At 72.9% G+C, this 23,832-nt stretch carries 22 protein-coding genes; 9 read left to right on the forward strand and 13 right to left on the reverse strand.

Annotated elements, in window-relative coordinates; genetic code table 11:
- Positions 1-177: 177 nt before the first annotated feature.
- Positions 178-1,392: a type VII secretion-associated serine protease mycosin gene (gene mycP, locus ACFUK0_RS03510; protein ID WP_380246350.1), complete on the forward strand. Its 1,215-nt coding sequence runs from the start codon at positions 178-180 to the stop codon at positions 1,390-1,392.
- Positions 1,389-1,928 (forward strand): hypothetical protein, encoded by a 540-nt coding sequence (locus tag ACFUK0_RS03515; RefSeq protein WP_380246351.1) that lies wholly within the window; start codon positions 1,389-1,391, stop codon positions 1,926-1,928. The genes mycP and ACFUK0_RS03515 overlap by 4 nt, the downstream gene beginning before the upstream one ends.
- Before the next feature lie 419 nt (positions 1,929-2,347).
- On the opposite strand, the gene ACFUK0_RS03520 is transcribed toward ACFUK0_RS03515, so the two are convergent.
- From ACFUK0_RS03520 to ACFUK0_RS03530, 3 genes are all read right to left on the reverse strand, one after another.
- Positions 2,348-4,078, reverse strand: a complete 1,731-nt coding sequence (locus ACFUK0_RS03520) for a hypothetical protein (protein ID WP_380246352.1) — start codon at positions 4,076-4,078, stop codon at positions 2,348-2,350.
- 224 nt (positions 4,079-4,302) lie between these two features.
- The gene (locus ACFUK0_RS03525; RefSeq protein ID WP_380246353.1) at positions 4,303-4,602 is read right to left on the reverse strand and encodes a hypothetical protein; all 300 of its coding nucleotides are present in this window, start codon (positions 4,600-4,602) and stop codon (positions 4,303-4,305) included.
- 347 nt (positions 4,603-4,949) lie between these two features.
- The gene (locus tag ACFUK0_RS03530; protein WP_380246354.1) at positions 4,950-6,005 is read right to left on the reverse strand and encodes a sodium:calcium antiporter; all 1,056 of its coding nucleotides are present in this window, start codon (positions 6,003-6,005) and stop codon (positions 4,950-4,952) included.
- Positions 6,006-6,808: 803 nt separating this feature from the next.
- Between ACFUK0_RS03530 and ACFUK0_RS03535 the strand changes: the two genes are divergently transcribed.
- From ACFUK0_RS03535 to yidD, 4 genes are all read left to right on the forward strand, one after another.
- Complete coding sequence (locus ACFUK0_RS03535; protein WP_380246355.1) at positions 6,809-11,188, forward strand: CHAT domain-containing protein; 4,380 nt, start codon at positions 6,809-6,811, stop codon at positions 11,186-11,188.
- 64 nt (positions 11,189-11,252) lie between these two features.
- On the forward strand, positions 11,253-11,675 hold the full coding sequence (locus tag ACFUK0_RS03540) for a hypothetical protein (protein WP_380246356.1): 423 nt from the start codon (positions 11,253-11,255) through the stop codon (positions 11,673-11,675).
- Positions 11,672-12,610 (forward strand): hypothetical protein, encoded by a 939-nt coding sequence (locus ACFUK0_RS03545; RefSeq protein WP_380246357.1) that lies wholly within the window; start codon positions 11,672-11,674, stop codon positions 12,608-12,610. The genes ACFUK0_RS03540 and ACFUK0_RS03545 overlap by 4 nt, the downstream gene beginning before the upstream one ends.
- 115 nt (positions 12,611-12,725) lie before the next feature.
- Entirely contained in the window at positions 12,726-13,169 is a 444-nt protein-coding gene (yidD, locus tag ACFUK0_RS03550; RefSeq protein ID WP_380246358.1) for a membrane protein insertion efficiency factor YidD, read from the forward strand.
- 116 nt (positions 13,170-13,285) lie between these two features.
- Here yidD and ACFUK0_RS03555 read toward each other — a convergent pair whose 3' ends face one another.
- The 7 genes from ACFUK0_RS03555 to ACFUK0_RS03585 all read right to left on the reverse strand — a co-directional run bounded on the left by ACFUK0_RS03555 (position 13,286) and on the right by ACFUK0_RS03585 (position 18,648).
- Positions 13,286-13,567 (reverse strand): hypothetical protein, encoded by a 282-nt coding sequence (locus ACFUK0_RS03555; RefSeq protein WP_380246359.1) that lies wholly within the window; start codon positions 13,565-13,567, stop codon positions 13,286-13,288.
- A gap of 19 nt (positions 13,568-13,586) precedes the next feature.
- Positions 13,587-14,450: a poly(aspartic acid) hydrolase gene (locus tag ACFUK0_RS03560; protein ID WP_380246360.1), complete on the reverse strand. Its 864-nt coding sequence runs from the start codon at positions 14,448-14,450 to the stop codon at positions 13,587-13,589.
- An 86-nt stretch (positions 14,451-14,536) separates the two neighbouring features.
- On the reverse strand, positions 14,537-14,854 hold the full coding sequence (locus tag ACFUK0_RS03565) for a DUF4387 domain-containing protein (protein WP_380246361.1): 318 nt from the start codon (positions 14,852-14,854) through the stop codon (positions 14,537-14,539).
- Between the two features lie 4 nt (positions 14,855-14,858).
- Positions 14,859-16,220 carry an acyclic terpene utilization AtuA family protein gene (locus tag ACFUK0_RS03570; RefSeq protein ID WP_380246362.1) on the reverse strand — a complete coding sequence of 454 codons (1,362 nt, stop codon included), beginning with the start codon at positions 16,218-16,220 and terminating at the stop codon, positions 14,859-14,861.
- A 75-nt stretch (positions 16,221-16,295) separates the two neighbouring features.
- Complete coding sequence (locus ACFUK0_RS03575; protein ID WP_380246363.1) at positions 16,296-17,522, reverse strand: MFS transporter; 1,227 nt, start codon at positions 17,520-17,522, stop codon at positions 16,296-16,298.
- Between the two features lie 170 nt (positions 17,523-17,692).
- Entirely contained in the window at positions 17,693-18,409 is a 717-nt protein-coding gene (locus ACFUK0_RS03580) for a GntR family transcriptional regulator (RefSeq protein WP_380246364.1), read from the reverse strand.
- A gap of 32 nt (positions 18,410-18,441) precedes the next feature.
- Positions 18,442-18,648 carry a hypothetical protein gene (locus tag ACFUK0_RS03585; protein ID WP_380246365.1) on the reverse strand — a complete coding sequence of 69 codons (207 nt, stop codon included), beginning with the start codon at positions 18,646-18,648 and terminating at the stop codon, positions 18,442-18,444.
- Positions 18,649-18,910: 262 nt separating this feature from the next.
- On the opposite strand from ACFUK0_RS03585, the gene ACFUK0_RS03590 reads away from it, so the two are divergent.
- The 3 genes from ACFUK0_RS03590 (at position 18,911) to ACFUK0_RS03600 (ending at position 21,378) form a co-directional block, all read left to right on the forward strand.
- Complete coding sequence (locus ACFUK0_RS03590) at positions 18,911-19,633, forward strand: HAD family hydrolase (protein WP_380246366.1); 723 nt, start codon at positions 18,911-18,913, stop codon at positions 19,631-19,633.
- Between the two features lie 175 nt (positions 19,634-19,808).
- On the forward strand, positions 19,809-20,612 hold the full coding sequence (locus tag ACFUK0_RS03595) for a maleylpyruvate isomerase family mycothiol-dependent enzyme (RefSeq protein WP_380246367.1): 804 nt from the start codon (positions 19,809-19,811) through the stop codon (positions 20,610-20,612).
- Between the two features lie 235 nt (positions 20,613-20,847).
- Complete coding sequence (locus ACFUK0_RS03600) at positions 20,848-21,378, forward strand: hypothetical protein (protein ID WP_380246368.1); 531 nt, start codon at positions 20,848-20,850, stop codon at positions 21,376-21,378.
- Positions 21,379-21,860: 482 nt separating this feature from the next.
- On the opposite strand, the gene ACFUK0_RS03605 is transcribed toward ACFUK0_RS03600, so the two are convergent.
- The 3 genes from ACFUK0_RS03605 to ACFUK0_RS03615 form a co-directional block, all read right to left on the reverse strand.
- Positions 21,861-22,223: a hypothetical protein gene (locus ACFUK0_RS03605; RefSeq protein ID WP_380246369.1), complete on the reverse strand. Its 363-nt coding sequence runs from the start codon at positions 22,221-22,223 to the stop codon at positions 21,861-21,863.
- A gap of 266 nt (positions 22,224-22,489) precedes the next feature.
- Positions 22,490-23,032 carry a hypothetical protein gene (locus tag ACFUK0_RS03610; protein ID WP_380246370.1) on the reverse strand — a complete coding sequence of 181 codons (543 nt, stop codon included), beginning with the start codon at positions 23,030-23,032 and terminating at the stop codon, positions 22,490-22,492.
- Positions 23,029-23,706, reverse strand: a complete 678-nt coding sequence (locus ACFUK0_RS03615; protein ID WP_380246371.1) for a hypothetical protein — start codon at positions 23,704-23,706, stop codon at positions 23,029-23,031. Before ACFUK0_RS03615 ends, ACFUK0_RS03610 begins: the two co-directional genes overlap by 4 nt.
- Positions 23,707-23,832: the final 126 nt, after the last annotated feature.

Here is a 23,832-nt window from a genome sequence, read left to right on the forward strand (position 1 = left end):
GTCCGGACACGGCTGCTCGCAAATTTTGCCCGTTCTTTCCCATCCCGGGCCCTTGGAGGGATCGGTCCCGGGGCGCAGGAGGAGCACCGCCCGGTGGCCTGTACGCTCGGCGGGCCGATTCGGCCACCGGTGTGCGCTCCGGACCGGCCGATCCAGTTCGTAGGAGGACAGGGCGACATGAGTGCTCCACCGAAGGCCCCCCGGCCCTGGCCCGTAGCCGTCGCGCTGGCCGCCGTCCTCGTCGGATTCGCGCCCACCGCGGCACAGGCCACCGAGACCGTGCGATCCGCGGAGTGGCCGCTCGACGCGGATCACTTCGACGCGGAGAAGATCTGGGTCGTCACCAAGGGCGAGGGCGTGACGGTCGCCGTGGTGGACAGCGGGGTCGCCGCATCCCATCCCGATCTCGCGGGCCAGGTCGGTCCCGGCAGCAGCCTTCTCGGCGACGACGGCGACGGCCGCGCCGACACCTCCCCGGAGTCCCACGGCACCGCCGTCGCCGGCATCATCGCGGCATCCGGCGGCCCGGACCACACAGGCATGACCGGGCTCGCGCCGGCTGCGCGCATCCTCCCCGTCCGGGTCAGCACGGGTGAGGCGGTGACGCCGTCCCTGCTGGCCCGCGGCATCACCTGGGCGGTCGACCACGGCGCCCAGGTGATCAACGTGTCGATGGGGACGCCCCAGCCGGACGCCCTGCTGCACCAGGCAGTCCTGTACGCGATCCGGAAGGACGTGGTCGTCGTCGCCTCCGCCGGGAACAGCGGGAACACCGACAACCTCCCGCAGTACCCGGCGGCCTATCCCGGCGTCGTCTCCGTGGCCGGTACGAATCGTGACGGCACGTCCTGGGCCAAGGGCCAGTCGGGCCGGGGAATCGTCCTGGCCGCACCCGCAGCGGATGTCTACTCCACCAACGACCAGGATGCCTACGTCAACGCCGACGGGACGAGTTACTCCGCCGCCTACGTGTCGGCCGCTGCCGCGCTCGTCCGTTCCCGTTTCCCCGCCCTGACCGCCGGTCAGGTGATCCGGCGCCTGACGGACACCGCCGCCCACCACCACGCGACGCCCGACGCCCGCTCGGGCTACGGAACGGTCGACCCCCTCCGGGCTCTGACCGATCCGGCCCCGGCCGCCGCCGACCGCGACAATCCGCTCCTCGCCGTACCGGCAGCCGGAGGCTCCGCCTCCCGCTGGTCCTCGCTCCTCCCGTGGACAATCACCGTCTGCGCGGCGGCCGCCCTGTCCGCGGCCGCATTCGTGCTGCGGAGGAGGCGCCGGGCCGGGGCCCCACCCGCCGCAGCGCCACCGCAGCCACGGACCCGGACGAACCCCGGGGGCGCCGCACGACGCCCCGGGAAGCCGACGAAGGGACGATCCCGCCGATGAAAGCCACCGCAGTTCTCACCGGCCACCGCCGAACCACGTTCGCCGTGGCCGTGGCCGTGGCCGCGGGCGGTGCGGTCGCCGTCGCCGCCCTCTGGTGGCACCACGGCGACTCGAACCGGTCTCCCCTCGTCCCGGCGCTGGACTACTCGGGGCGCACTCGGCTCTGCCTGGCCTTCGACGACGACGCAAGCAGCAGGTCCACGGCGGAGACGGCCCGGAGCATCGTCCGTGCCGCGACGGCCGACCGGACCGCGAACCTGCAGGAGCTGACGGTGCCCGCCGGCGCTCCGGAGGAGGCGGCCTCGTACCTGGCCGGACTCGCGGCCCAGCGCTGCAACCTGATCATCACCGTCGGCCCGGCATCGGCCACCGGTGTGCCCGCGCTCAGCACGGCGGACCCGACGCTGCGCTTCGCGGTCCTCGGCTCGCCGACGAGCGTGCCGGGGCCGACGGTCGTCATCGTGGACCAGCAGGACATGACGCGGGCGCTGACCTCCCAGGTCACCGCGATCACTGCGAGCGCACCCACGCGCTGACCGCGGCCCGGGCCCGCCCCGGCAGGTGGCGGGCCCGGGCGCTCTCGGGCGGACTCAATCCACCCGACGACGGGCTCGCACAGCTCGTGCACCCGCGCACGGCCAGGGTGTCCCGCACGGGGAGGACCTTGCCGCCCCGGACGGCCGGGTTGCGGACCTCGCGCTCGATTTCGCCACCGGAGCCCCCTCCTCGGTGGAACCGCTGACCCGGTTCATGACGCCCAGGGCGGTGAACCCTCACCGGCAGAGAAGTCGTCTCACTTGGTAAGTCCGCGGTGGCAGATGAGAGTGGCGGCGATGGTGGCGAAGGCCACGACGCGGTCGGCCTTGCGTTCGTGGCGGCGTCAGACGTGTTGCCACGTACCCCTGCCGGCTACACCCCAAGCGGCATCTGCTCGCCCGGGACGTCAAATCCGACCTCAACCGACCCGCCCAGCAGCGTCTCTGACACCAGCGTCCCGGTCAGCGGAGTGGGTCGGATGGGGGTGTGTCCGGTGTGCGGACCGACGTCGAGGTCCAGCGGGTCGTCGATCTGGTACCGGGAGTACGGGCGGGCGCTGGATTCCGCCCCGGACGGCCAGGAAGTGCAGCACGGTGAAGACCAGATAGGCCGTCAGGGAGATCCGGTTGACGAGCAGGTCCGGGTGTCCGAGCGGGCTGGGGCGCGATTCCCGGGGGCGGAGCTCCGGGTGGCGGGCCGCATGGGCGACACCGGCGGCGAGGGCGGCGGCGTCGAACCCCTGGAGGCCGCACCAGGAGGCGACGCGGCCGCCGAACTGCAGGGTGGCGGTGTTGCCGACGATGACGGACAGCAAGGGGCCCTTGGCCGTGGCGTCGGTGATCTCCTCCCAGCTCGCCCGGCGTCGGGTGAGGCCGGCGCTCACTGTCACGCCGTGACGGTCGATGGTGGCCTGCCAGCCGAGCCGGGAGGCGGCAGCGACCAGAGCGATGCCGCCGATGACCAGTGGCTGCAGCAGCCCGCCCCACCAGCCGGACTCGGCGCGCAGCACCTCCAGTACGGCCAGCAGCCCCCCGGCGGCCGGTCCGGACAGCAGGCGCAGCGGACGCGGCATCTCCCACTGCCCGGCAGCCGTCGGCATGGTCGGGAGTTCGGGAGCGGGCTCCGGGTCGGCGGGGGTGTTGGGGGCGGCGGAGCTGGCCGGCCGGACTTCTGGGGCGCACACGACCGCTGTCCACGCACCGGTCGAACCCGGGCCGTCCGTCAGGGGCAGGACCAGCAACTGGGCGTACGGGCCGTCGGGCCCCTGGTAGAGCAGCGCGGGCTGAGGTGTGTCGATGCCCGGCCCGTGCGCGTCCCCGTTGGCGGTCTCGTTGCCGTCGTCGGCTTCGCCCTCCCCCGCCCAGCCGCCGTCCGCCCAGGTGTGCTGCTCTCGCACCGTCAGTTCCCACTGCGCGCCGCCGAGGAGCGGCCCGGCCTTCGGGCCGCCCTCGCACTGGAACAGGACGCGCAGAGCCGGCGCGCCGGGGCGTTCGGCCAGGGAGTGCCGGACCCGGACCGCCTTGGCGGCGGATGCCAGCAGGATCACGCCGGCCCCGCCGACCCCGGTGGCCGTCACGAGCAGGCTCGGGTCGAACAGCGGAGCCGCCACCGCCGGGCCGAGCAGCAGCAGGCCGGCCACCCGCCGGCCGACCGGCCGGACGGGGTGCTCGGCGAACGGGGAGAGCTGGCCCGCGGCAGTCCAGGGGTAGGGCACCTCAAGGCCCATCAGATCGGTGAGCTGCTGCCGGGCCCGCTGACGGCCGAGGGCGGCCGAGATCAGCAGGGCCGCCAGGGCCGCCTGTGAGAGCACCAGCGTCCAACGGGTCAACTCGTCGGGGACGCCCGGCAAGTACCAGACCAGCGGAAGCAGGGCGAGCGCCGCGAGCGGCAACGCCCTGGGGCGGGCCAGCAGCGCCAACGCCTGAGCCACCAGGGCTGCGAGCAGCACGTCCGCCGACTCGTACCAGCGCGGCGCATCGGCCACATCGAGGCCGTCATCGCGAACCGCGACCAGCACGAACAGCGCGAGCGGCAGCAGAACCAGCCAGCGACTGTCCCACCGATGGGCCGTGCGGGCGGCATGCCAGCAGTCCGCGCCCTCGGCGGTGAGCAGCGGGGGCGCAGGCAGCGGGGGTGCAGGCTGGAACATGCGTTTGATGCTGTCAGCAGGCCCGGCCGGGTACGAATCCGGGGTGACCGGGACGGGCCGCGTCCGCTCAGGCCGTACGCCCTGCAGAAGTTCGCGTCCGGGGCAGTGGTGGGTCGGCTACTTCCGGCACCGCCAGGCCGTCAACCCGCCACGGGGCCGGCAGGCCAGTCCAGCCCTGCCCAGCAAGCGCCTGGCCGCCGTCCCCGATGGTGGACAAGGCCAGGTCAGGTGAGCGCAGCGAGGCAGCCGAGGAGGAGCGCTGCCAGCAGTAGTCCTTGGACCGTGGCGGTGACGGGTCGGCGGAGCGCGGTGGCGGTCACGGCCGTTGCTGCCAGGAACAGGGACAGAAGGGTGGCGACCAGGATGACGACCTCGCTCTGGGTGTGGCCTTGCTGCTGTCCCATGCTGTTGAAGCTGGCTGCGTACCAGCCGATCAGGGCGAGGGGGATCTCGGTGCACACCAGGAGGAACGCAATCGCGCAGTCGGACGCGCGACTCGGCCGGCGGGGTCCAGTGGCAGTCATGCGGACAGGATGTCGCCCGATCAGGGAACCGCACATGAGTACGGGTACTCATGTGCGGTCATCCGATCGAGTGGCCGACTGCCAGCTGCCCCCGCAGGCGGCGGTCAGATGTCGGCCATGAGGCGCAGGCAGCGCCTGTGCCGGCGGCCTTCCCAGTCAGTGACGGCGCCGCCCGAACCACCACGCTGCCTGCCGTAACCGGACGCCGGCGGAGTAGGCAGCGCTGCGCCCCGCCCGGAACCGACCAACCCCAACCCCCGCACGCCCACCCACTCCCCAGATCGGCCTCATTGCCGCACCTGCGGGCCCCCGAGGATCGGGCGATCGGGGCAGTGGACCGCGACAGGTCAGGTGAGCACAGGGACCAGCCCGATGGCGAAGACGGCGTAGAAGCCGGCCGCGACGGTCAGGCGGGCGGGGGTGAGCCTGTGGGCGCGCATGGTCAGCAGGAGGTAGACGATCGCGGCCATGGTGACGATGCCGGACCACAGCAGCGGCCCGTCGAAGTGCCATATGGTGAACAGCAGGCCGATGCCGCTGGGGACGGTGGCCTGGATCATCATCGCGCCGGAGATGTTCGCCAGCGCGAGCTTCACCTTGCCCTGGCGGACCCAGATGATCGCGTTCATGATCTCGGGCAGTTCGGTCGCGATCGGGGAGAGCAGCAGCGCGGTGACGGTGGCGGACAGACCGAGCATCGGGCCGATGACGTCCAGCTGGGTGACGAAGTAGTGCGCGGCGAAGAAGATCACCACGAGGGTGGCCAGGGTCTGGGCGGCGACCGCCCACGTGTCGGGGGATTCCTTGCCCGGCTGGAACTTCAGCGCCTCCAGTTCCACCTCGTCCTCGTCGGTGCCGGCGGCCTCCTCGGCGCGGCTGGCACGGATCTCGCGCCAGAAGTACACGGCGTAGACGGCGAAGAACAGCACGCCCAGGGCCGGCTTGAAGGCGAAGGCGACCAGACCGAGCGAGACCTTCACGAAGAAGACCGGCAGGAACCACATCTGGTCCTTCGCCAGACGCCGCATGTCCTTCTCCGTGCCCAGTGCCTGCGCTTCGGCCGGTACGGCCATACCGGTGTCCAGCGTCGAGGCGCGCTCGCGGCGGCGCTTGACCAGCAGCACCGCGCCGGTGACGCCGTAGGCGACGGTCGCCAGCGCGAGGGGGCCGCCCATCGCGGCGCCGACGCCGATGCTCTTGGCCTCCTCGGTGCCCCCGGTGGTCACCGCGACCAGCGTCACCACCGACTCCGGCAGCGCGGTCCCGAACGCGGCCAGGATCGTGCCGACCGCCATCCTGCCGACGTCGAGGCGCTCGCCCAGCCACTCCACCGCGTTGACGAACCACTCGCACGAGAGGTAGATCGCCACCGCGCACACGATGAGCAGAACGAAATGAATCACGGCACTCGCCAGGCCTTCCCGCGGCGGCGGTCACCGGAAGGGCGGGCGCACGGGGGCGGCACGGCTTCGGCCCCGCCGACGCGCACAGTCGTCGACGACGGGCCGGAGGTCCAGCCCACCCAACACGATCACCGACGGCCGGCCCGGCCACCGGGAACCCGGCAACGGGCTCCAGCGTGTCGGCGACCGGTCCGCGGGGCACTCACCCTCGTAGCCCCCTTCACCGTCTCCGGGCTCCTCCGCCGAACACCATCCGGCCGGACCGGTCAGAGGCGGGTCCAGCCGGTCAGCGCGCGTGCCGGCTGTTCGACGCTCGGAGCCCCGGCGAGGCCCTCGGGAGTGCGGTAAACGCGGCAGCGGCCCCGACGGCAGCAGCTTCGGTGCATGCCCGGCATGGATCCGGTCCACCACCTCCTGCTCCTGCGCGGTCAGCACGTTCTCCCGGGCCGCGAGGTCGCGACCACGCCCGGGTGAGCAGGGCCCGCAGTGCGTGAACGTCCGCAAGCGTCGTCATCGGCTGGTAGGGCGGGTACGCCGGCTCGTTCCGCGGCCAGAGCTCGTCCTCTGGTTACGGCAGCGGCCCGTCCACTCGCCCGGCGGGAACCGTAGCCGGCGACCCCCGGCGGCTGCGAGCGGCTGGACACCCCCTGCCTTCGTCCTTCGAACTCCAGGTATCAAGTACGTAACTGGCCGTCATATTCGGCTGTGAAAAAGTATTTTGGGATCGTACGTCACCCCCTGCGACGAGCACGACGGGGTGGCCCGCCCGGGCCTACCCGTTCCAGCGACGGAGGAGCCGTTCGGTGTACACCGGCAGTGCGAAGGCGGCTGTGGCCCGCCGGACCGTCCGATACCTGCTCCGGGGCGACACCGGCGCCCTGGGGCCCGATGCCGATGGCGACGTTGCCCGGATGCTGCTGAGCAGGTCCGTCGCGCCGGGTGCGACCGGGGGGCCGGAGGAGCGGTGGCTGGCGCTCTGGTTGCACCTGTGCCGCTGCACGGCCCCTGCCCTGCCCGCCGGAGCGAACGGGGCCGATCTCCGGGAGAGTTCGCGCGCCGCCGTGGAGCCGGTGCTCAAGCACCTGCGGGCGGCGGGCCCCGGCCTGGTTCCGCCCGGGACGTCGGCCGCGCTCGCCGGGCGGGGCCCGCTGCCGTCGGACCACCGGATCTGGGCCGTGATCGGTGGAACCCTGCTGACGGACGGCGGTCCGGACGACCTGACGGACGCCGTCACCGCCTGCGGGCGCTTCCGCGAGGGGCTCGCGGGGCGCAACGGGCCGGGTGACCCGCCGGTCGCACTGGCACTGGCGGAGCTGCTGATCGACCGCCTCGTGGAGGCCGAGGGCCGCTCCGGCTCCTCCGCCGGCGGGCCCGGCCCCGCGGTGGGGAGCGGATGGCCCGAGGCTGCCGGCCTGCTGGAGGCGGTCATCGCCCGGCAGCCGGCCGGTGCCGGGTCACGGACGGCAGGGGCCCTCCTCCTGGGGACCGTGCTGGCCCACCTCGTCGGGCTCGATCCGCGCGACCCCCTGGGCTACCGGCCGACGGACCCCCTCGCCGACGCACGGTTGGAGCGCGGGCTGCAGGTGCTGTGGGAGGCGGTCGTCTATCTGCCCGACGACGGGGACCTGGTGCGCGGCCGGGTACTGATCGCGGACCTGCTGGTCCACCGGTACCTCAACGGAACGCCCCGGCGCCGTCCGGAAGACCTCACGAAGGCCATCGGGCAGAGGACCGCCGCGCTCACGCTGGCCGGGGCGCTGGGCGACGTCCGGGTCGCGGTTCTCCACCTCGACCTCAGCCACCTGTTCGCCCTGCGGGCGCACCTGCCCGGTCAGGAGGAGGACCTGGACCGGGCGCGGTTCCACGCCCGGCTGGCCGTGGAGCTCGCCGACGACCGCCTTCCCGGTCTGCGGGCGGTGGCGCTGTCTGCGTTGGGGCTGGCCGAGTCCAACCTGTTCCAGCGCCGTGGCGGACGGGAGGACCTGGACGACGCCGTCGCGCACCTGCGGGAGGCGTGCACGGCGGGCGCTGCGGACCGCAGGCGGCAGCACCCCGGCGACCCGGAGGGCCTGAACACCCCAGACGGCCCGGCCGGCCTGGACAACCTGGACCCGGACGACCTGGACCCGGACGACCTGATGAACCTCACCGACCTCCTCGTCCTGCGCCACGAGCGATCGGCCCCCGCCCCGGCTTCGGCCCCGGGCGCGACCCCGGGCGCGGCGGCCGGTACGCCCTCCACGAACAGGCTGCTGGGAGCGGTCGACGACCTGGGCGAGGCCCGTGCCTGTGCCGAGGCCGCGCTCGCCGGCCGGCCGTCCTCGCCGAATGACTTCGGCGTCCTGTGCGTCCTGTCCACGGTCTACCTCGCCGTCCACCGGTCCACCGGGGACCTCCCGTTCCTCCAGGCCGCCGTACTGGCCGCCGCCACGGCGGCGGAACACGTCCCCGCCGACCACCCGGCAGCGGCGGAGTGCCACTCCCGCTGGGCCGCCGCGCTGTACGCACAGGGCCGGCTCCGGCTGACCCCCGACGCCGACGCCGAGGTCGACCGGGCGATAGCGCTGGCCCGGACCGCGCTGGCGCTCGCGGGTACGGCCGACCGGCCGCTGTACGAGCACGACCTGGCCGTCCTGCTCGATCTGCGGGGTCGGACCGTACGCTCCGAGAGCGATCTGCTGGACCTGGTCGCGCTGCACCGCGAGCTGGTGTCGGCGACGCCGGACGGGTCGCCGTGGCTGCCCGGCCGCCTGCACGGACTCCAGACGGCGCTCTGCCAGGCCGCCGGGTTCCTGGACGACCCCGTCCTGCTGGCCGAGGCCGTTCCGATCGCCCGCCGGGCGCTGGCCCTCGTTGGCCCGGACGACCGGCTCCGCGCCGTACTGCTGACGGGGTACGCACACGCCCTGCGCTGCCGGGCGGAGGCGACCCTTGCCCTGACGGCCGAGGAGGACACCCCGCCCGCTCCCTCCGACAGGTCCGCCGCCCAGGGGCCGGAGAGCGCGGCCATGACGGTCCTCTCCCTCACGAGCCTCGGGGACGCCGCCGACGCCGCCCGGACGGCCCTCGCCCTTGCCGAACTCGGCGCGGACGGCGCCGCCGCCTCCTGGGCCCGGGCCGAACTCGTCCGGTGCCTGCTGGCGCACGCGCGGCACCGTCCGCAGACCACGGCCCCAGCCCCAGCCCCAGCCCCGGCAGGCGACCAGGGACTCGCGGACGTCGGCCTCCGCGAGGCGGCCGGACTGCTCGACGCCGCCTTGGCCGAGGGGTCCCCGGCCGGTCCCCTCCGCCGGCACGAACTCCAGTTGCTGCGCGCCGAGACGGCCCTCCTGACGCACCGCCCCAATCGGAACAGCTCCAGCTCCAGCTCCGCGCCCGGTGAACCCGGCGAACTCCCGGGTCTCCCTGCCTCCGGGCCCGTCGCAGTCGCCCTGCGCGACTTGGCCGAGGTCGCCGGCTCCCCCGGCGCCCCGCTGGCCGACCGGCTGGTCGCGGCCGAACGCGGCGCACGGCTGGCCATGGAGCTCGGGGACCCCGCTCGCGCGCACCGCGACTACCGGCTGGCCGTCGACCTGCTGCGCCGGTGGACCGCGGTCGGGCTGGACGCGGGCGACGTCCGCCGGCTGCTCGCGGACTGGCAGTTCCTGGGGCCGGACGCCGCCGCGGCGGCGATCGCCGCCGGTGATCCCGTCGACGCGCTGGCCCTGCTGGAGGAGTGCCGGGCGGTGCTGTGGCAGCGCGTGCTGGACCTGAGCACCGATCTCGCCCCGGTCGCGGAGGCCGACCCGGAGCTCGCCCTCCGCCTGCGGGCCGTCGCCGCCGTCCTGCGATCCGGTTCGCTCGTGGCGCTCCCGCCCGTCCCGTCGTCGGCCGCGCAGTCCTCCGGGTTGCGGCTGCTCGACGCAGATGCGGACCGGCTCAGGGCGGCCGAAACCGACTGGGCCACGGCAGTGGCCGAGGCGCGGATCCTCTGCCCGGGGTTCCTCGACCGCGTCCACGTGCACGAGCTGTGTGCCCGTCTGCCGGGCACCGTGGTGGTCGTCAACATCAGCCGGCACCGCTGCGACGCCCTGCTGGTCGGCCCCGGGGGTGTCCACGGGCTGGAGCTGTCCGTGACGCTCACCGACGTCAAGGGCCGGGTCGCGCAGCACCTGGCGGCCGAGCGGGAGTTCGACGAGCAGTGCGCGACGAGCCCGAGCCCGTACGGCATCGCCGTCACCGGGCCGTTCAACCGGGCGTTGGGGGGTCTCACGGCCTGGCTCTGGGACTCCGTCGCCGCCCCGGTCCTCGACCACCTGGCCATCGGCCCCGCGGCCGAGGGCTCCGAACTCCCGCGGCTGTGGTGGTGCCCGACCGGTGGCCTCGCCCTCCTCCCGCTGCACGCCGCCGGGCGGCACGCGCGCGCCGGCGAGAGCGTCCTGGACCGGGTGGTCCCGTCCTACACCCCGACCGTGGCCGTCCTCGCCTCGGCCGCCGCGGCCGGGGCGGCGACCGCACGGGCGGCCGACGGCGCACGGGGGCTACGGATGCTGGCCGTACTCGCGGACCGGGTGGCGAACACCGCGGTGCTTCCCGGCGCCGACGCCCAACGGTCCGTGGTGGCCGCCTGCTTCCCCGACGCGACGGTGCTCGACGACGGCTCGGCGGACTCCGCGCGCGTGCTGTCCGAGCTGCCCGGCCACCAGCTGCTCCACGTGATGTGCCACGGCCACTTCGACCGGGACCGTCCCGAGCTCAGCGGGCTGGTCCTCACGGACGGAATCCTCCCGCTGCCCCTGCTCGCCAGGGGCCGCACCGACGCCGCGTTCGTCTCACTGACCGCCTGCCGGACGGCCACCGTCGACCCCCGGACCGCCGACGAGGTGATCAGCACCGCCGCGGCCATGGCGTTCGCGGGCTGGCGGCAGGCCGTCGCCACCCTGTGGCCGGTGGACGCGGACGAGACCACCGCGATCACCACGGAGGTCTACCGGACCGGTCGGCGGCCCGGCGACCGGCAGCGGCACCCCGGCGAACCGCGCGCCGACGAACCGCACCCCGATGAGCCGCGCGCCGACGAACCCTTCCGCCCCGAGGAGGCTGCCCGGCTGCTGCACCGCGCCGTGCTGGCCCGCCGCTCCCACACTTCCGCGCCGCAGGCCAGGCTCTGGGCGTGGGCACCCTACATCCACCTCGGACCCTGACCCCCCGCGCACCCCCAGCGCACCCCGCGAGCCCGAACAACCGCCGCACCGACGGGAAGGACCCATGAACGAACTCGCCGATCTGACCGACCCCTCCGCTCCCACCTCACCGCCCGAAGCGGACGTGCTGGTGCTGGAACTGCCCGCCGCGACCTCTTACCCGGACGGCTGCAGGAAGCTGCAGGAGGCCGTGGAACAGGACCTGCTCCTGCGGCCGTGGATCCTCGTCAGGGTCGCGGACGAGCCCGAAGAGGTGGTGACCAGCCGGGCGTTCCTCCGGGAGAACTACGGCATGCGCGTGCCGATGACCGGCGGTGAGGCGGCGGCCCTCAGGCCGGTTGGTTCCGCCGACGACCACGAGGACGTGCGGGTCTTCGTCTACCGGTGCGCGGTGGCGGGGTGCCCGCAGGAGCAGGCCAAGCCCTACGGCATGCCGCCGGCCTGCCCCGTCCACCGGACGCCGATGCGGGAGGACAGCCGGCCTTGAACCCCACCGAGCTCGCGTCCTCGGCCCTGTCCGTCTTCTCCGTCCGGTTCCTGCTGGTCGTCCTGCTGCCGGTGACCGCGGGCGCGCTCTACCTGCTGTGCCTGGTCTGGTCCGGGGCGCCGCAGGGGCACCCCAAGTTCTCCGGCATCAGCCGCAGCGTCGGCGGGTTGGGTGTGGGCGCGGTGGTCCTCCTCGTGCTGGCCGTTCTGGTCGTGGCGGTCCTGCTGCAGGCCGCCCTGCCGAGCGCGCACCGGCTGTGGCAGGGCGCGGTCTGGTTTCCCCTGCGCTCCGCCCGCCGCCAGGCCCACCTGAGCACCAAGCAGGGGTTCGACACGACGGAACGGGACGCCTCCGCCCGGCTCCTCGCCCTGCCCACGAACCAGCGGCAGGCCGTCGCCAACGTCGCCTTCCACGCGGCCCGGCAGCGGGATCTGGCCTACCCTCCCCGGGACGCGGACGTACGGGCGACCGCGCTGGGCAATGCGCTGCTCGCCCTGTGGGCGCACGCGGGCCAGGAGCACGGCTGGCGCAGCGACGTGGCGTGGCCCCGGTTGTACGCCGTCCTCCCCGACCGGGCCCGACTGCTGGTGGACGACGCACGCAACACACTGGACCAGGCGATCGCGCTGGCCACCGTGTTGGTGTTCGCCTCCCTGGCCAGCATTCCCCTCCTGGCACCGGCCCGCTGGTGGAGCCTGCTCACCCTGCTGCCGCTGACCCTCGCCGTGCTCTCCTACCGCAGCGCGGTGGACGCCGTGCCGGCGCTCCGGGCTGCAGTGCAGAACGCCTTCGACCTGCACCGTTTCGACCTGCTGCAGGCCCTGCACCTGCCGCTGCCGACCGACTCGGCGGCCGAGCACCTGCTGGCAGGTCAACTCTGTGACGCGTGGCGCCGCGACGCCCCCGTCCACACACCGTTCCAGCACGGGCCCTGAGCGGCCCGGTTCCGTCCCCCTCGTCGTCCGCCGCGCTCGCCACGGCCGACGACGGTCATGATCCCGGCTGCTTCCCCGGCGTCCGCAACCCGACCACGAAGGGACGAGAGATCAGATGGCCACCAACTACAAACGCCGGGGTTCCGGCGCCAGTGCTGCTTCGAGCGTCTGCGAGGACGGCTGCGAGGAGATCTGCGACCAGGGGTGCGAATCCGGCTGCGACGCCCTGGGCACCCGGCTGACCCTCTCCGCCCTGCTGCTCGCCCTGTCGGCCACGGCCGTCCGGATCGGCAGCCCCACGCTCTCGGGCCGCGCCTCGGTGCTGTTCCTGCACGCCGTCCGCCGCTACCAGCGCCACCTGTCGCCCCGGCTCCGCGTCCAGTGCCGCTACGTTCCCAGCTGCAGCGTCTACGCCGCCGACGCCGTACGCCTGCACGGGCTCGAACGAGGCTGCCTGCTGGCCGCACAGCGGCTGCGCCGCTGCCGCTCCGACGTGCCAGTCGGCACCGTTGACCCGGTCCGTTCCGCGTCACGGCGATCCGGCGGCCGCAGCAACTGAGCGGCTGGTAGCCGGAGTCGCACGGCGAGGCCGCCCGCGCGGTCCGCCGGGTCACCGGTGCGCCGGTACCGGTTCACCGGGTCACCGGAATCGGTTCCGGCGCACCGGGCCCGCCGTCAGCCGGGCCCCACCATCGGCGCGGACTCCTTGCAGGCGTCGCCGCCGAAGAGGACGTCGATGCCTGCGGCAGGGCTGCCGGCTGCGGTGTCCTTCGGCGCTTCGAAGACGATCCGGGCGCTCTGCCCGTCGGAGGCCCTGACGTGGTGGTGGTGGTCGAGAGTTGCCAGGAGCAGGTTGTCGAGCAGCACCCACCCGGTCGGGCGGAAGGCCTCGGGTGCGCTCTCCCGTCCGGCGGGCGGGACGCTCTCGTCCGGGGGTTGCTCCGGGACGCTCAGCACGGTTCGGGCGGTTTCGTCGTCATCGGCGCGGCCCTGCTGCAGGCCCGTGCCGGGGGTCTGCCGATACGGGGACACGGTCGGCGAGGAAGGCGAGTACGGCCGGGGTGACGGCGGATGCGCTGTGGCCGGCGCCGCTGACGATGTCCAGGCGTGTCGCGATGCCGTGCCGGTTCCAGTTGTCGCGCAGTTCGATCAGGCGGTCCATACGGCTGCCCGGCTGCTCGGCGCCCTCCCAGACGTCGATGCCGGTGTCGTCGGCTCCGATGACGAGCTGGACGGGTACCTGCGCCATGGCGGTGGTGTCGGGAGTGGTGGCGAAGAGCGTCTCGCTGTCGGCGGTTCCCCGCCACCAGGGGGTGCGGGCGTCGAGGAGGGTGGTGCGGCCGGGCGCGCCGACGGAGAGGGAGGCGAGGCGGTGGGGGTGCAGGTAGAGGAAGCGGTGGGCGAACTGTCCGCCGCCCGAGAAGCCGTGCAGGTGGAAGCGGTCGGTGCGGATGTGCCAGCGTGCGGCGGCCTCCTCGACCATGTCGAGCAGCAGCAGGTCGGGGCGCAGGCCCGGCTCGGTGAAGAACTTGTAGCTGTCGAGGTCGTTGGGCCCGGTCAGGCCGGCGGGGAACAGCGGGGCGAGGACGACGCAGTCGTGTTCCTCGGCGAAGGCGGCGAAGGAGTCGCGGACCTGCCCGACGTGGCGGTGGGTGCCGTGGACGGCCACGACGAGCGGTCGGGGCTCACCGGTGTTGCTGTGGCGGCGGGGGACGTACAGGCAGTAGGAGACCCGGGGGTCACGGGAGAGCGCGAACAGCGGCGTGGAGCCGGTGAGGAACTGCTGCGCGGGGTGGTCGGGGGGCAGGTGCCAGGGGGAGATGGGGGCTTGGGCGGGCATCGGTCGACTCCTTCGAGCAGGTGCGGTGGGACGGGCGGTGCGGGACGGGCGGTGCGGTGCTCCGGCCGTCCCGCCGGCGGGGCGGGTCAGCCGGGCGCGGGCAGTTCCATGTCCATCAGCGGGGCGTACTGCTGGCCGGCGTAGCAGTCGCGGTCGTGGAGGTCGCCCTGGACGGTGGGGCGGGGAAGGGAGACCTTGACGGCGAGGGCGTGGGGGTGGTTGACGACGAGGATCCGGTCGGGGTCGGTGTTGTAGAGGGACGCGAAGAGGTCCTTGTCGAGGAAACCGGTGGCCACGAGGGCGTCGTAGGCGGCCTGGTCGTGGCACATGAAGTCGAAGGTGAGGGTGAAGGGTCCGGCGTTCTTGGAGCGGACCAGGGAGCAGTAGTCGGTCAGGGTGGGCACGGTGCTACAGCTCCTCGGTGGTGGTGCGGAACAGTTCGGTGGGGGTGACGCCGGTGGCGACGTGGTTGAGGGTGAAGCGGTAGAGCGGGCCGCGGTCCGTCTCGGGTGGGGAGTACGGGTAGGCGAGGGTGGAGACGAGTCCGTCGTACTCGGGGATGGGCAGGTGGCTGCTGGCGTGGGCGACGAAGGTGGAGACGGCGTGCGCGGTGGCCTGGTCGGGGGCGGTGACGGTAATCAGCACACCGAGCTCGCGGGGCAGGAGCTGGTCGGGCTCGGTGCCGTCGAGGACGGCTCCGGCGCCGTAGAGGCGGTAGTCGATGTCGACGTCGGCCGGGTCGACCGCGCCGGCGAACACGTCGCGGATCTTCGCGTCGAAGTACTGCCGGGCGAACGGCAGGAGCTTGGGCAGGGCGTCGATGACGATGCGGTCGCGGACGCCGCCGATGATGACGCTCTGGTAGCCGACGAGTTCGGCGCCTTCGAGCTTGTTGGTGTACCCGTCGGCGGGCAGGTAGGCGGCGCCGCGTACGCGGACGGTCCGCTCGTCGACGGCTTCGTAGGTGGCGTCGGTGGTGTCCAGGGTCCCGGAGGGCTCCAGGATGTGGAACGGGTCGGCGTTCTCGTACAGGGTGTGGGCGGCGACCGAGCGCGGGGTGAGGCGGCTGCCGTCGGCGAGGGTGGTGACGTCGAAGTGGTCCTCGCGCAGGTGCACCAGCAGGCCGTTGGCGGAGGGCGGGATCGCGCAGGCGGCGCCGCACTCGATGGTCTTGGCCATGTGCCAGGTCAGGCCCGGGTCGGCGCCGTGCAGGTGCGGGAGGGCCGCGAAGAGGGCGGTGTCGCTGGCGCGTCCGGCGAGGACGACGTCGCAGCCCTCCAGGAGGGCGTGCTGGATCGGTTCGACGCCCATCATGGCGACGGTGTGGCTGCGGGCGAACAGGTCCCGGTCGATGGCCGGCGCGTTCGGCAGGGCCCGGATGCGCCCCGCGTCGTACAGGTCCTGGAGGCGTTCGGCGGACTGGTCGGAGTAGATCAGGCCGAGCTTGAGGTGCAGGTCCTCCTGGGCGGCGATCGCGCGAACCATCGCCGCGACCTGGTCGACGCCGACGTCGCGTCCGCTGGTGCCGCAGGATCCGATGATCAGCGGCACCTTCAGCTCGTCGCGGGCTTTCAGCAGCAGGCGCAGGTCGCGGGTCACGGCCTGGTGGGAGAGTTTGGGTGTGCCGGAGCCGAGGGCGGCCGGGCCGCTGTCGGTGGATCCGGCGTCGCAGGCGATGACGTGCGGACGGGTTTCGACGCCGCGGCGGAAGGCGTCGGCGTCGAAGCCCGCGCCGAGCGCCCCGGTGGGAGCGAGGATGCGCAGTTCCATGGGTTCAGGGCCTTTCGCTGTGCGGGTTCGCATGCGGATTCATGGACGGGTTCGTGTGCGGGTTCAGAGGGTTCGTCACGGCGTGGTCCGGGCGGGGGCCCGGCGGGCGAGGAGGGTGAAGACGGCGAAGGTGACCGCGGCGAAGGCGGCGGCGTTGAGCATCATGAAGCGCCAGCTGGTGAGGTCGATGGTGGTGCCGAGGATCGCCGGGCCCAGGGCCATGCCCGCGGACGAGGCGATGGTGTAGAGCGCGGTGTAGGTCCCCAGCACCTTCTCGGTGGGGGCCAGGTTCCACAGGGCGACCAGCGCGTTGACCGCGAACGACGCGTAGCCGAGGGTGGAGAGGACCATCGCGACGACCGTTCCCGGGACGGTGGGCACCGCGAAGCCGACCAGGAGGCCGACCACGAACAGGCCGACGCCGTAGCGCATGGCCCGCAGTTGCCCGATCCGGTCGGACCAGTGGGCGATGGGCAGCACACCCAGCAGGAAGGCGACGGCGCCGGGCAGGGCGAGGCCGCCGGCCTGGCCGCCGGTCAGCCCGAGGAGTTCGGTGCCGTACGGGGTGGTCAGCGATCGCAGGGCGGTCCACATGCCGGCGAAGCAGAAGATGCCGATCATCAGCAGCAGTGCGGGGCTGGAGGGGGTCCGCAGCGCGTCCCGGAGGACGGCCCAGGGGGAGGCGAAGTCCGGCACGTCCCGGTGGCCGTCGGTGGATTGCTCGGGCAGGACGGCCTGTTCGTGCCGGCGGCCGAGGAACCACCAGGACAGTCCGAGCATGATCAGCATCAGGGCCGGAGGGATCGCGAAGGCCAGGTGGAGGCTGCGGTCGACGACCAGCAGACTGATCAGGGCCGAGATGATGATGGTCAGGCTGACGCCGGCCTTGATGACGCCCTGCGCCTTGCTGCGGTTGCCCGACGAGACGTAGTCGGAGACCAGTGTCTCGGTGACGCCCTTGAAGGCGTTGGCGACCGCGGCGAAGGCTACGACGCACACCACCAGGGCGGGAAGGCTGCCGGCCCAGGGGATGAGTACGAACGGGACCGTGGCGAGCGATGCGCCGATCAGCACGATGGGCCATCGGCCCCCGCGCCGGCGGACGAGCCTGTCGGAGAGGAATCCCACGGACGGTTGGGTGAAGATCCCCAAGGAGTGGTCCAGGCCCATGATCAGACCGATGACGCCGGCCGAGGTGACGTAGTGGCGCAGTTGCTCGGGGACCTGGGCGTCGTAGAAGTTCCACACCGACTCCTGGGCGAAGACCGCCAGGGTGACCCACAGCACGGCGCTCGCGCTCATCCGGTTCCGCACGACGGGGGCCGGCTGTGTGAGGGTCGGAGTTCCGCCGGGGGTGGACGGAGGGTTGTGCATCATGGCGGCTCCTTGCCATATGCTATAGCAAAAGGGGGATGCTTGTGCGCCGGTCGCCTCCCGCGGCACCGGTGGACAAGCGGTCGGGCTTGTGGGGGTCAGCTGCCGGAGAGCTGGACGAGCGCTTCGCGGTGGTGGTGTGCGGCGAGCTGCTCGGCCCGGTCCTCGTCCCGGTCCAGCAGGGCGTCGAGGAGGCCGCGGTGCTCGCGGTAGCGGCGGCGGAACGCCTCGGCCCGCTCCGGGGCGAGCTTGACGGTCAGGTCGAGGCGCTCCTCGTCACTGAACGCGCGGGCCTGCTCCAACAGCCCCTCCAGGACCGGGTTGCCGACCGAGGCCTCCACCTGATGGTGGAAGTGGCGCAGCAGCCGGTGGACGGCTGCGAGCCGGCCGGTCACGTCCGCCTGCGTCCCCTGCTCGGCCAGTTCCCGTTCGATCTGCGAGACCAGGACGTCGGCCCGCTCCAGCACCTCGGCCAGTTCCCCGAGCTGGGCATCGGTGGCATGACGCGCGGCCAGCCGGGCCATCAGAGCGGACAGCCGCACCTCGGCCTCCACGATCTCGGAGCGCGCGGCGGCCGAGTGGTCCGCGATCCGCAGCGCCCTGGTGCCGACCCGCTCCACCACCTTCTCGTGCACCAGCTGGCGCAGCGCCTCGCGCACCGGCGTGGGGCTCACGCCGAGCCGGGCGGCCAGATCACGTTCGGTGATCTTCTCGCCCGGCCGCAGCGAGCCCTCACGAACCGCGGCACGAAGTCGCTGATAGGCCTGGTCGGCCAGCGACATCGTCTCCATGGGGCCCAGGGCATCGTTGCTCATGACAGAAGGGTGCATCTTGCTATAGCAAACAGTCAATAGGTCTGTTGCCTGCAAATGACCGCAGCGTTGCCGAACGCCCCGGAGTGACGAACGCCCGGATCCTCGCCGGGCCGTCCGTCGTCCCCGTCAGCGGCGGACAGCCACTCCCCCGGCAGGTGCTGGTCTGCATCGCGAACGGCGTCCGGTGCCAGGAGGAGGCAGGCGGCAGGGAGGCAGTCGGCGCGGATCGCGTCGAGCATGACGCGGTGGGCATGACGCGGTGGGCGAGGCGGGCGGTAGCGACCGGGCCGACCGGTACCGGCGCAACGGGCAGGTCACTGCTTGCCCGGAGCCTCACGGACAGGCGGTCGGTGAGGCAACGGGAGTTCGCGGACCCGCTCGGGCCGATCCAGAAGGTTGGTCCTGTGGCGACCACGGACAACCATCCAGAAGGGAAGACCGCGATACCTGCCTTCTGACGTCAGGGACAGGCAACCACGAGATGATCACCCTATGGCAGATGTGATCTTCTTCGACCTGGACGGCACACTGGTCGATCATCGAAGCGCGGTCCTGGAAACGATCGGCCGGATCGTCCGGGCCGCGCCCAACGCGACGGCTCCACCGGAAGAACTGGTGACGTTGTGGTGGACGCTGGAGGCGCGCCACATGCGGGAGTACCTCACCGGTCAGTGCTCCTTCGCCGAGCACCACCGCCGCAGGCTCCGTTCCTTCCTGCCGGTGCTCGGCGAGCCGGTTCCTGAGGATCCCGGCCTTCTGGACGCCTGGATCGCCGAGCGCTACCTCACCGTGTTCGAGGAGTCCTGGCGGTGCTACCCCGACGTCCAGCCATGCCTGGAGGCCCTGAAACGGCTTCCCCGAGGACCGCGTCTGGCTGTTCTCACCAACGGGGACCCTGCGCAGCAGCGCGCCAAGCTCGCCCGCTTCGGCCTCCACGAATACTTCGAAGCCGTCCTGACCCCGACCGAGCTCGGTGCGGCCAAGCCCGCCGCCTACGCCGCCGCCTGCCGGCACTTGCGGACGGACCCCGCGCAGGCGGTCAACGTGGGCGACATGCTGGAAAGCGATGTGAACGCAGCCGCCCTCGCCGGGCTCACCGGCATCTGGCTGGACCGCGGCATCGACTTCGTCACCGGTGGACCATCGCCGACGGCGGACGAGACGGTACTCCGCATCGAACGGCTCACCGACCTCCCCGACCACCTAGCAGGCGTGGCAAGGTGACAACCTGGTCAGTGGGGACGGATCGTTCCTGACGGCTCGTGAGAAGTGGTCGAGCCGCTGCTTCCAAGGCCGTTGCTCCGGGCGGGCAGTGGGAGGCGAGGACGTCCGCGATGGCGACCGGCGACGACTGTGAAAACCACTGTCCGATTACCGGAGCAGGTGATAGACATCCGGCGTGGAAAAGAATCTTGAGTTTTCTGACCTACTGCGACTGATCGATGAACGGTCGGCCGCCTTCCGCGCCGCGGTCGCCACCGCGCCCGGTCTCGACGCGCAGGTGCCGACCTGCCCCGGGTGGACGCTGTTCGATCTGGTGAAGCACCTGGGTGGCGGAGACCGTTTCTGGGCCGCCATCGTCGGCGCGGGGCCTGCCGACGCTCCCCCGGCCGAGGCCGCCGCCGCGCGCGCCGCGCTGGAAGTGCCGCAGGAGCGTGAGGCCCTGCTGGCCTGGCTGGACGCGTCGACGCAGCTGCTGCTGAACGCCCTGCGCGAGGCGGGACCGGACGCCGGCTGCTGGACGTGGTGGAGTGCCCTGCAGTCGCCGCGGACCTCCGGCGGAGTCGCTCGCCACCGGGTCCAGGAGAGCATGGTGCACACCTACGACGCCCAGCTCGCCGGGGGTTCCCCGCAACCGCTGCCGCTGCCGGTCGAGCCGGCACTCGACGGTGTGGAGGAGTTCCTGTTCACCGTCTGCGCAACGCCGAGTGCCTGGCCGCACAAGCCCACGGCCTTCGACTTCCACGCCGCCGAGGGCCGCTCCTGGCGCCTCACCGTCGACGGCGACGGCGCACGCACCACCCGCATCCCCGCGCCCACCGCCACGACCGGCGAGGACTCGGACGCAGCCGGCGCCTCCGTCCACGGCACGGCCGGCGAGCTGGTCCTCTACCTGTACGACCGGATCAAGGCCGACTCCTTGCACGTTGACGGAGACGCAGGGCTGCTCGACCTGCTGCGCGCCTGGGAGCCGGAGGAGTAGGACCGAACGGGGGCAGACGGCCGCGCCTCGACCGTCCTCCGGGCGCAGCCACCACGGTCCACGTCCGCGGAGTCCTGAACGGCTGCGTCCTCGGCGCCCTGGGCGCCGGCGGCCGGGCGGTGAGCGTTCCCGGGTTCGCGCAGCCGGTCGGTGCGCTGCGCCTGGCCCGGTGGTGCGGCGGGGGCGGGCTGGGTACCGCAGAACCGCACCGGCGGCCCGCGACGTCCAGCACGGTATGGACTTCCTGCCCGCCCTGCTCACCGCGTTGCCCGCCCTCGACCGAGGGGAGGAGGTCGTCGGCCCCTGGAGACTGTGCCGGGCCGGGGCGCTCGACCTCTCCCCCGGCGGTGAGTGCCGGCTGGAGGACGCACGGGACGGCGACGCGTTCAGCTTCGGAAGCGGCATCGCCTACCTCGTGCTGGACAAGGACCCGCGGCGTCCGACAGTGATCGCCCTGCTGCTGCACCACGGTGACACCCCGCCCGTGGCGGCGGGCGAGGACGGCGACCGGGTGGACACCGACTCGAAGGTCCTGCTGCTGCACGCCCTTCCGGCTGCCGAACGAGCTGCCCTGCTGGACCGGGCGACAGCTCCCGGGCCCGCCGCGAGCACGGTCGGCGCGGAACTCGCAGACGGCTGGATGATGCTGCCCGACCGGGCGGCGGGCGGCCCAGCGCTGGTGATGGTGGTCGACGCCGACGGCTACCGCCTGGTCCCGGTCCTGGACGCGGCCGGCCGGCCCACCGCCGTGCTGGTACACCGCTGAGCACCCGGTCCTTGGCCCTCGCGATTCGAGCGTGAGCGCCCCGGCCGCGTCCCCGTGCCGGTCAGCGGTGGAGCGGGGCCGGTACTGACGCAACAGCTCTTCGGCGTCGGCGTACAGGCGCCGGTCCGCCGGCCGCAGCACGACGAAGCCCTGCCCGGCGATCGCCCCGAGGCGGGGGATGGCGTTGGCGGCATCCTCCGCTTCAGGCGGCGGCCCGGGAACCGCTCTGCTCAGGGGTGACCTGGCACGAGGGAAGGCGGCTCGTCCCGGCATTCGCACGAATGGGCTGCGAAGGTGGGATCCGGTCCTTCGTTCGGCTGGGCCGACACTGGCGGAAGGGACCGCCCCGGGCCTTGTCGGGGGCCCACCGACCGGCAGGTCCCCGGGTCACTGCCACGGCGGCCCCCGTCGGACGCACAGAACCACCGGATCACCGGGCACTGAACCTGGACGTGCCGTGGATCGGCGGGGACCGGGGCGAGTCAGCGGTGCTTTCCGGCGAGCAGTTCATCCAGGGGAACCAGTGCGCCGTCGGCGGTACGCCGCCACAGCGGCGCGCCGTCGCCCGGGCGCAGCTGGTGGGCGTTCTCCCAGCCCGTGAGGATGAGTTCGGCGAGGTGCTGGGCGGTGTTGCGGTTGCGGCCGAGGGTGGCACCGGAGGGGTCGGGGACGGGCTTTCCGTGGCCGTCGTCGGCGTGGAGGTACCAGCGTTCGTACGGGCTGTAGCGGCCCTGGTCGTTGGGCGGGGAGCTGTGCTTCCACAGGTGCCAGGTGCGCCCCTCATGAACGGTGGCGGTGGCCTCGGCGGTGTGGCCGGTCCAGGTCAGACGGGACTTCCAGGGCACTACGGGTCTCCTTCAGCCAAGGTGCCCTCCGACCGCCGGCCTACGGAAGAACGGCAGCGGGGCACCAGGTGATGGTGCCAGGTCCGGAGGGGGTCGAGCGCACCCTCGGTGGCCGGTGGGTGTCGCCGACGTGCTGGTCGCAGCCTCGTCGCAGGCGCCGTCGGGCTGATCCTCGACAGGTTTGCCCTCCCACATCCGAACGCCGCCGAGTGCTGCCGGAGGGCCTTGTCCGACCTCCTGGCAGCCCCCCGGCAGCCCCCTGTGAGCTACGTAGTGCTGTCGGAGTCGACGTCGGCGCGCTGTGCCCGACCGGGGCGCATCCCGGCCTTGAGCTCGCTCATCGCAGCGTTGGCCACCTGGTGGACGGGGTCCTTCTCGCCGATCCCGAAGTCGACAGCGCCCTCGCGTTCGCCGAGCACGCCGAACATCCACCTCGTGTCACCGCGTTTCGTGGTGCCGAGCCAGATCTCGAACTGCTCCTTTGCGTAGGTGAAGCGTACGGACCCGGAGCCGTCGGTGGTGACGATCTCCCCGCCCAGGCGGTGTGCGAGCTCCTCCAGAGGATTGCGCTCCGCTGCCCGGGCTACTTCGCTCCGGGTCGCCAGGGCCGAGGTCAACGGGCCCGAGATCATCGCCCCGTCGAGGGTGGTGAACCGGAAACCAAGTGCGCCCCCGACCCCGACCGGGTCATCCAGAGCGGCGGCCACGAACCGGAGCGGACCGACAGTGAACGTGCCGGCTTGGATCTCGTGCCAGCCATCGGCCAACAGGACGGCCGTCACCTCGCGGGCGTTGACGGTCAGAGTCATTGGTTCTCCCCCTCATGATTGGCGCGGGCAGCCCTGTCCGCCTTCGTCCTCTGCTCCGCAAGGTGCTGCGCTTCCCGGTCGCGCTCCTCGCGCTGCACCCGCTCGGCCTGCCCCGCTGCGGGGTTGTCCCGCTCGGGCTCGGGTTCCCGCAGCACAGGGGGCGCGGGCTGGTACGGCCGCGGCTGCTTCACGACATGGCCGCTGCGGGCGCCCCGGGGCATCCCGTGGACCCGGCGACGCTCCGCACGCAGAGCCGCCACCACCTCCGTGACGAACTCGGGCGAGGAGCGGGGCCGGCCCGTGCCCTCGCTGCCTGTCGTGTCGACGACCGAGCGCGAGGGCCGGCACCGGCAGCTGCCCGAGTCGTCCAGCAACCAGCCGTCCTCGCAGAGGGCGACCTCGCATCCGGACGGGGCCAGTAGCTCGTAGGCGAGGCGGTCCGCCCGGTCCGCGATCTCGGGACCGGTCAGGTTCGAGTACCGCTGGAACCAGCGTCGCTCCGCCCGAAGGCGCAGATCGCCGGCACTGCGCCGGCCGAGCTGATCGAGAACGAGGGTGCGGACGTCGTGCGGAATGCCGCCCCGGCGGACCAGGGCGGCCAGCAGCGGCCCCGGCAGACCTTCGGTGACCCACACGGCCGGGTGCTGGCCCTGCGGCATGTACGGCGTGCTCATCAGCGCTCTCCGGCGGCGAACAGGGTCTCGAAGGCCTTGCGGACGGCCTCGGCATCGTCCGGGTCGATCCTCCCACGGCGTGCCTCATGCTCCGTGCGACAGTCCGGGCACGGGCCGTCGGCCGGC

The organism is Kitasatospora sp. NPDC057223 (genome assembly GCF_042669755.1).
Classification (GTDB): Bacteria; Actinomycetota; Actinomycetes; order Streptomycetales; family Streptomycetaceae; genus Kitasatospora.

What these genes read in the sequence shown, in the direction of transcription:
- ACFUK0_RS03575 (WP_380246363.1), bottom strand. Translation starts at nt 17,522, where the DNA reads ATGAGCGCGAGCGCCGTGCTGTGGGTCACCCTGGCGGTCTTCGCCCAG.
- ACFUK0_RS03525 (WP_380246353.1), bottom strand. Translation starts at nt 4,602, where the DNA reads ATGACTGCCACTGGACCCCGCCGGCCGAGTCGCGCGTCCGACTGCGCG.
- ACFUK0_RS03570 (WP_380246362.1), bottom strand. Translation starts at nt 16,220, where the DNA reads ATGGAACTGCGCATCCTCGCTCCCACCGGGGCGCTCGGCGCGGGCTTC.
- ACFUK0_RS03615 (WP_380246371.1), bottom strand. Translation starts at nt 23,706, where the DNA reads ATGAGCACGCCGTACATGCCGCAGGGCCAGCACCCGGCCGTGTGGGTC.
- mycP (WP_380246350.1), top strand. Translation starts at nt 178, where the DNA reads ATGAGTGCTCCACCGAAGGCCCCCCGGCCCTGGCCCGTAGCCGTCGCG.
- ACFUK0_RS03600 (WP_380246368.1), top strand. Translation starts at nt 20,848, where the DNA reads ATGGACTTCCTGCCCGCCCTGCTCACCGCGTTGCCCGCCCTCGACCGA.
- ACFUK0_RS03580 (WP_380246364.1), bottom strand. Translation starts at nt 18,409, where the DNA reads ATGAGCAACGATGCCCTGGGCCCCATGGAGACGATGTCGCTGGCCGAC.
- yidD (WP_380246358.1), top strand. Translation starts at nt 12,726, where the DNA reads ATGGCCACCAACTACAAACGCCGGGGTTCCGGCGCCAGTGCTGCTTCG.
- ACFUK0_RS03585 (WP_380246365.1), bottom strand. Translation starts at nt 18,648, where the DNA reads ATGCTCGACGCGATCCGCGCCGACTGCCTCCCTGCCGCCTGCCTCCTC.
- ACFUK0_RS03520 (WP_380246352.1), bottom strand. Translation starts at nt 4,078, where the DNA reads ATGTTCCAGCCTGCACCCCCGCTGCCTGCGCCCCCGCTGCTCACCGCC.
- ACFUK0_RS03610 (WP_380246370.1), bottom strand. Translation starts at nt 23,032, where the DNA reads ATGACTCTGACCGTCAACGCCCGCGAGGTGACGGCCGTCCTGTTGGCC.
- ACFUK0_RS03515 (WP_380246351.1), top strand. Translation starts at nt 1,389, where the DNA reads ATGAAAGCCACCGCAGTTCTCACCGGCCACCGCCGAACCACGTTCGCC.
- ACFUK0_RS03540 (WP_380246356.1), top strand. Translation starts at nt 11,253, where the DNA reads ATGAACGAACTCGCCGATCTGACCGACCCCTCCGCTCCCACCTCACCG.
- ACFUK0_RS03560 (WP_380246360.1), bottom strand. Translation starts at nt 14,450, where the DNA reads ATGCCCGCCCAAGCCCCCATCTCCCCCTGGCACCTGCCCCCCGACCAC.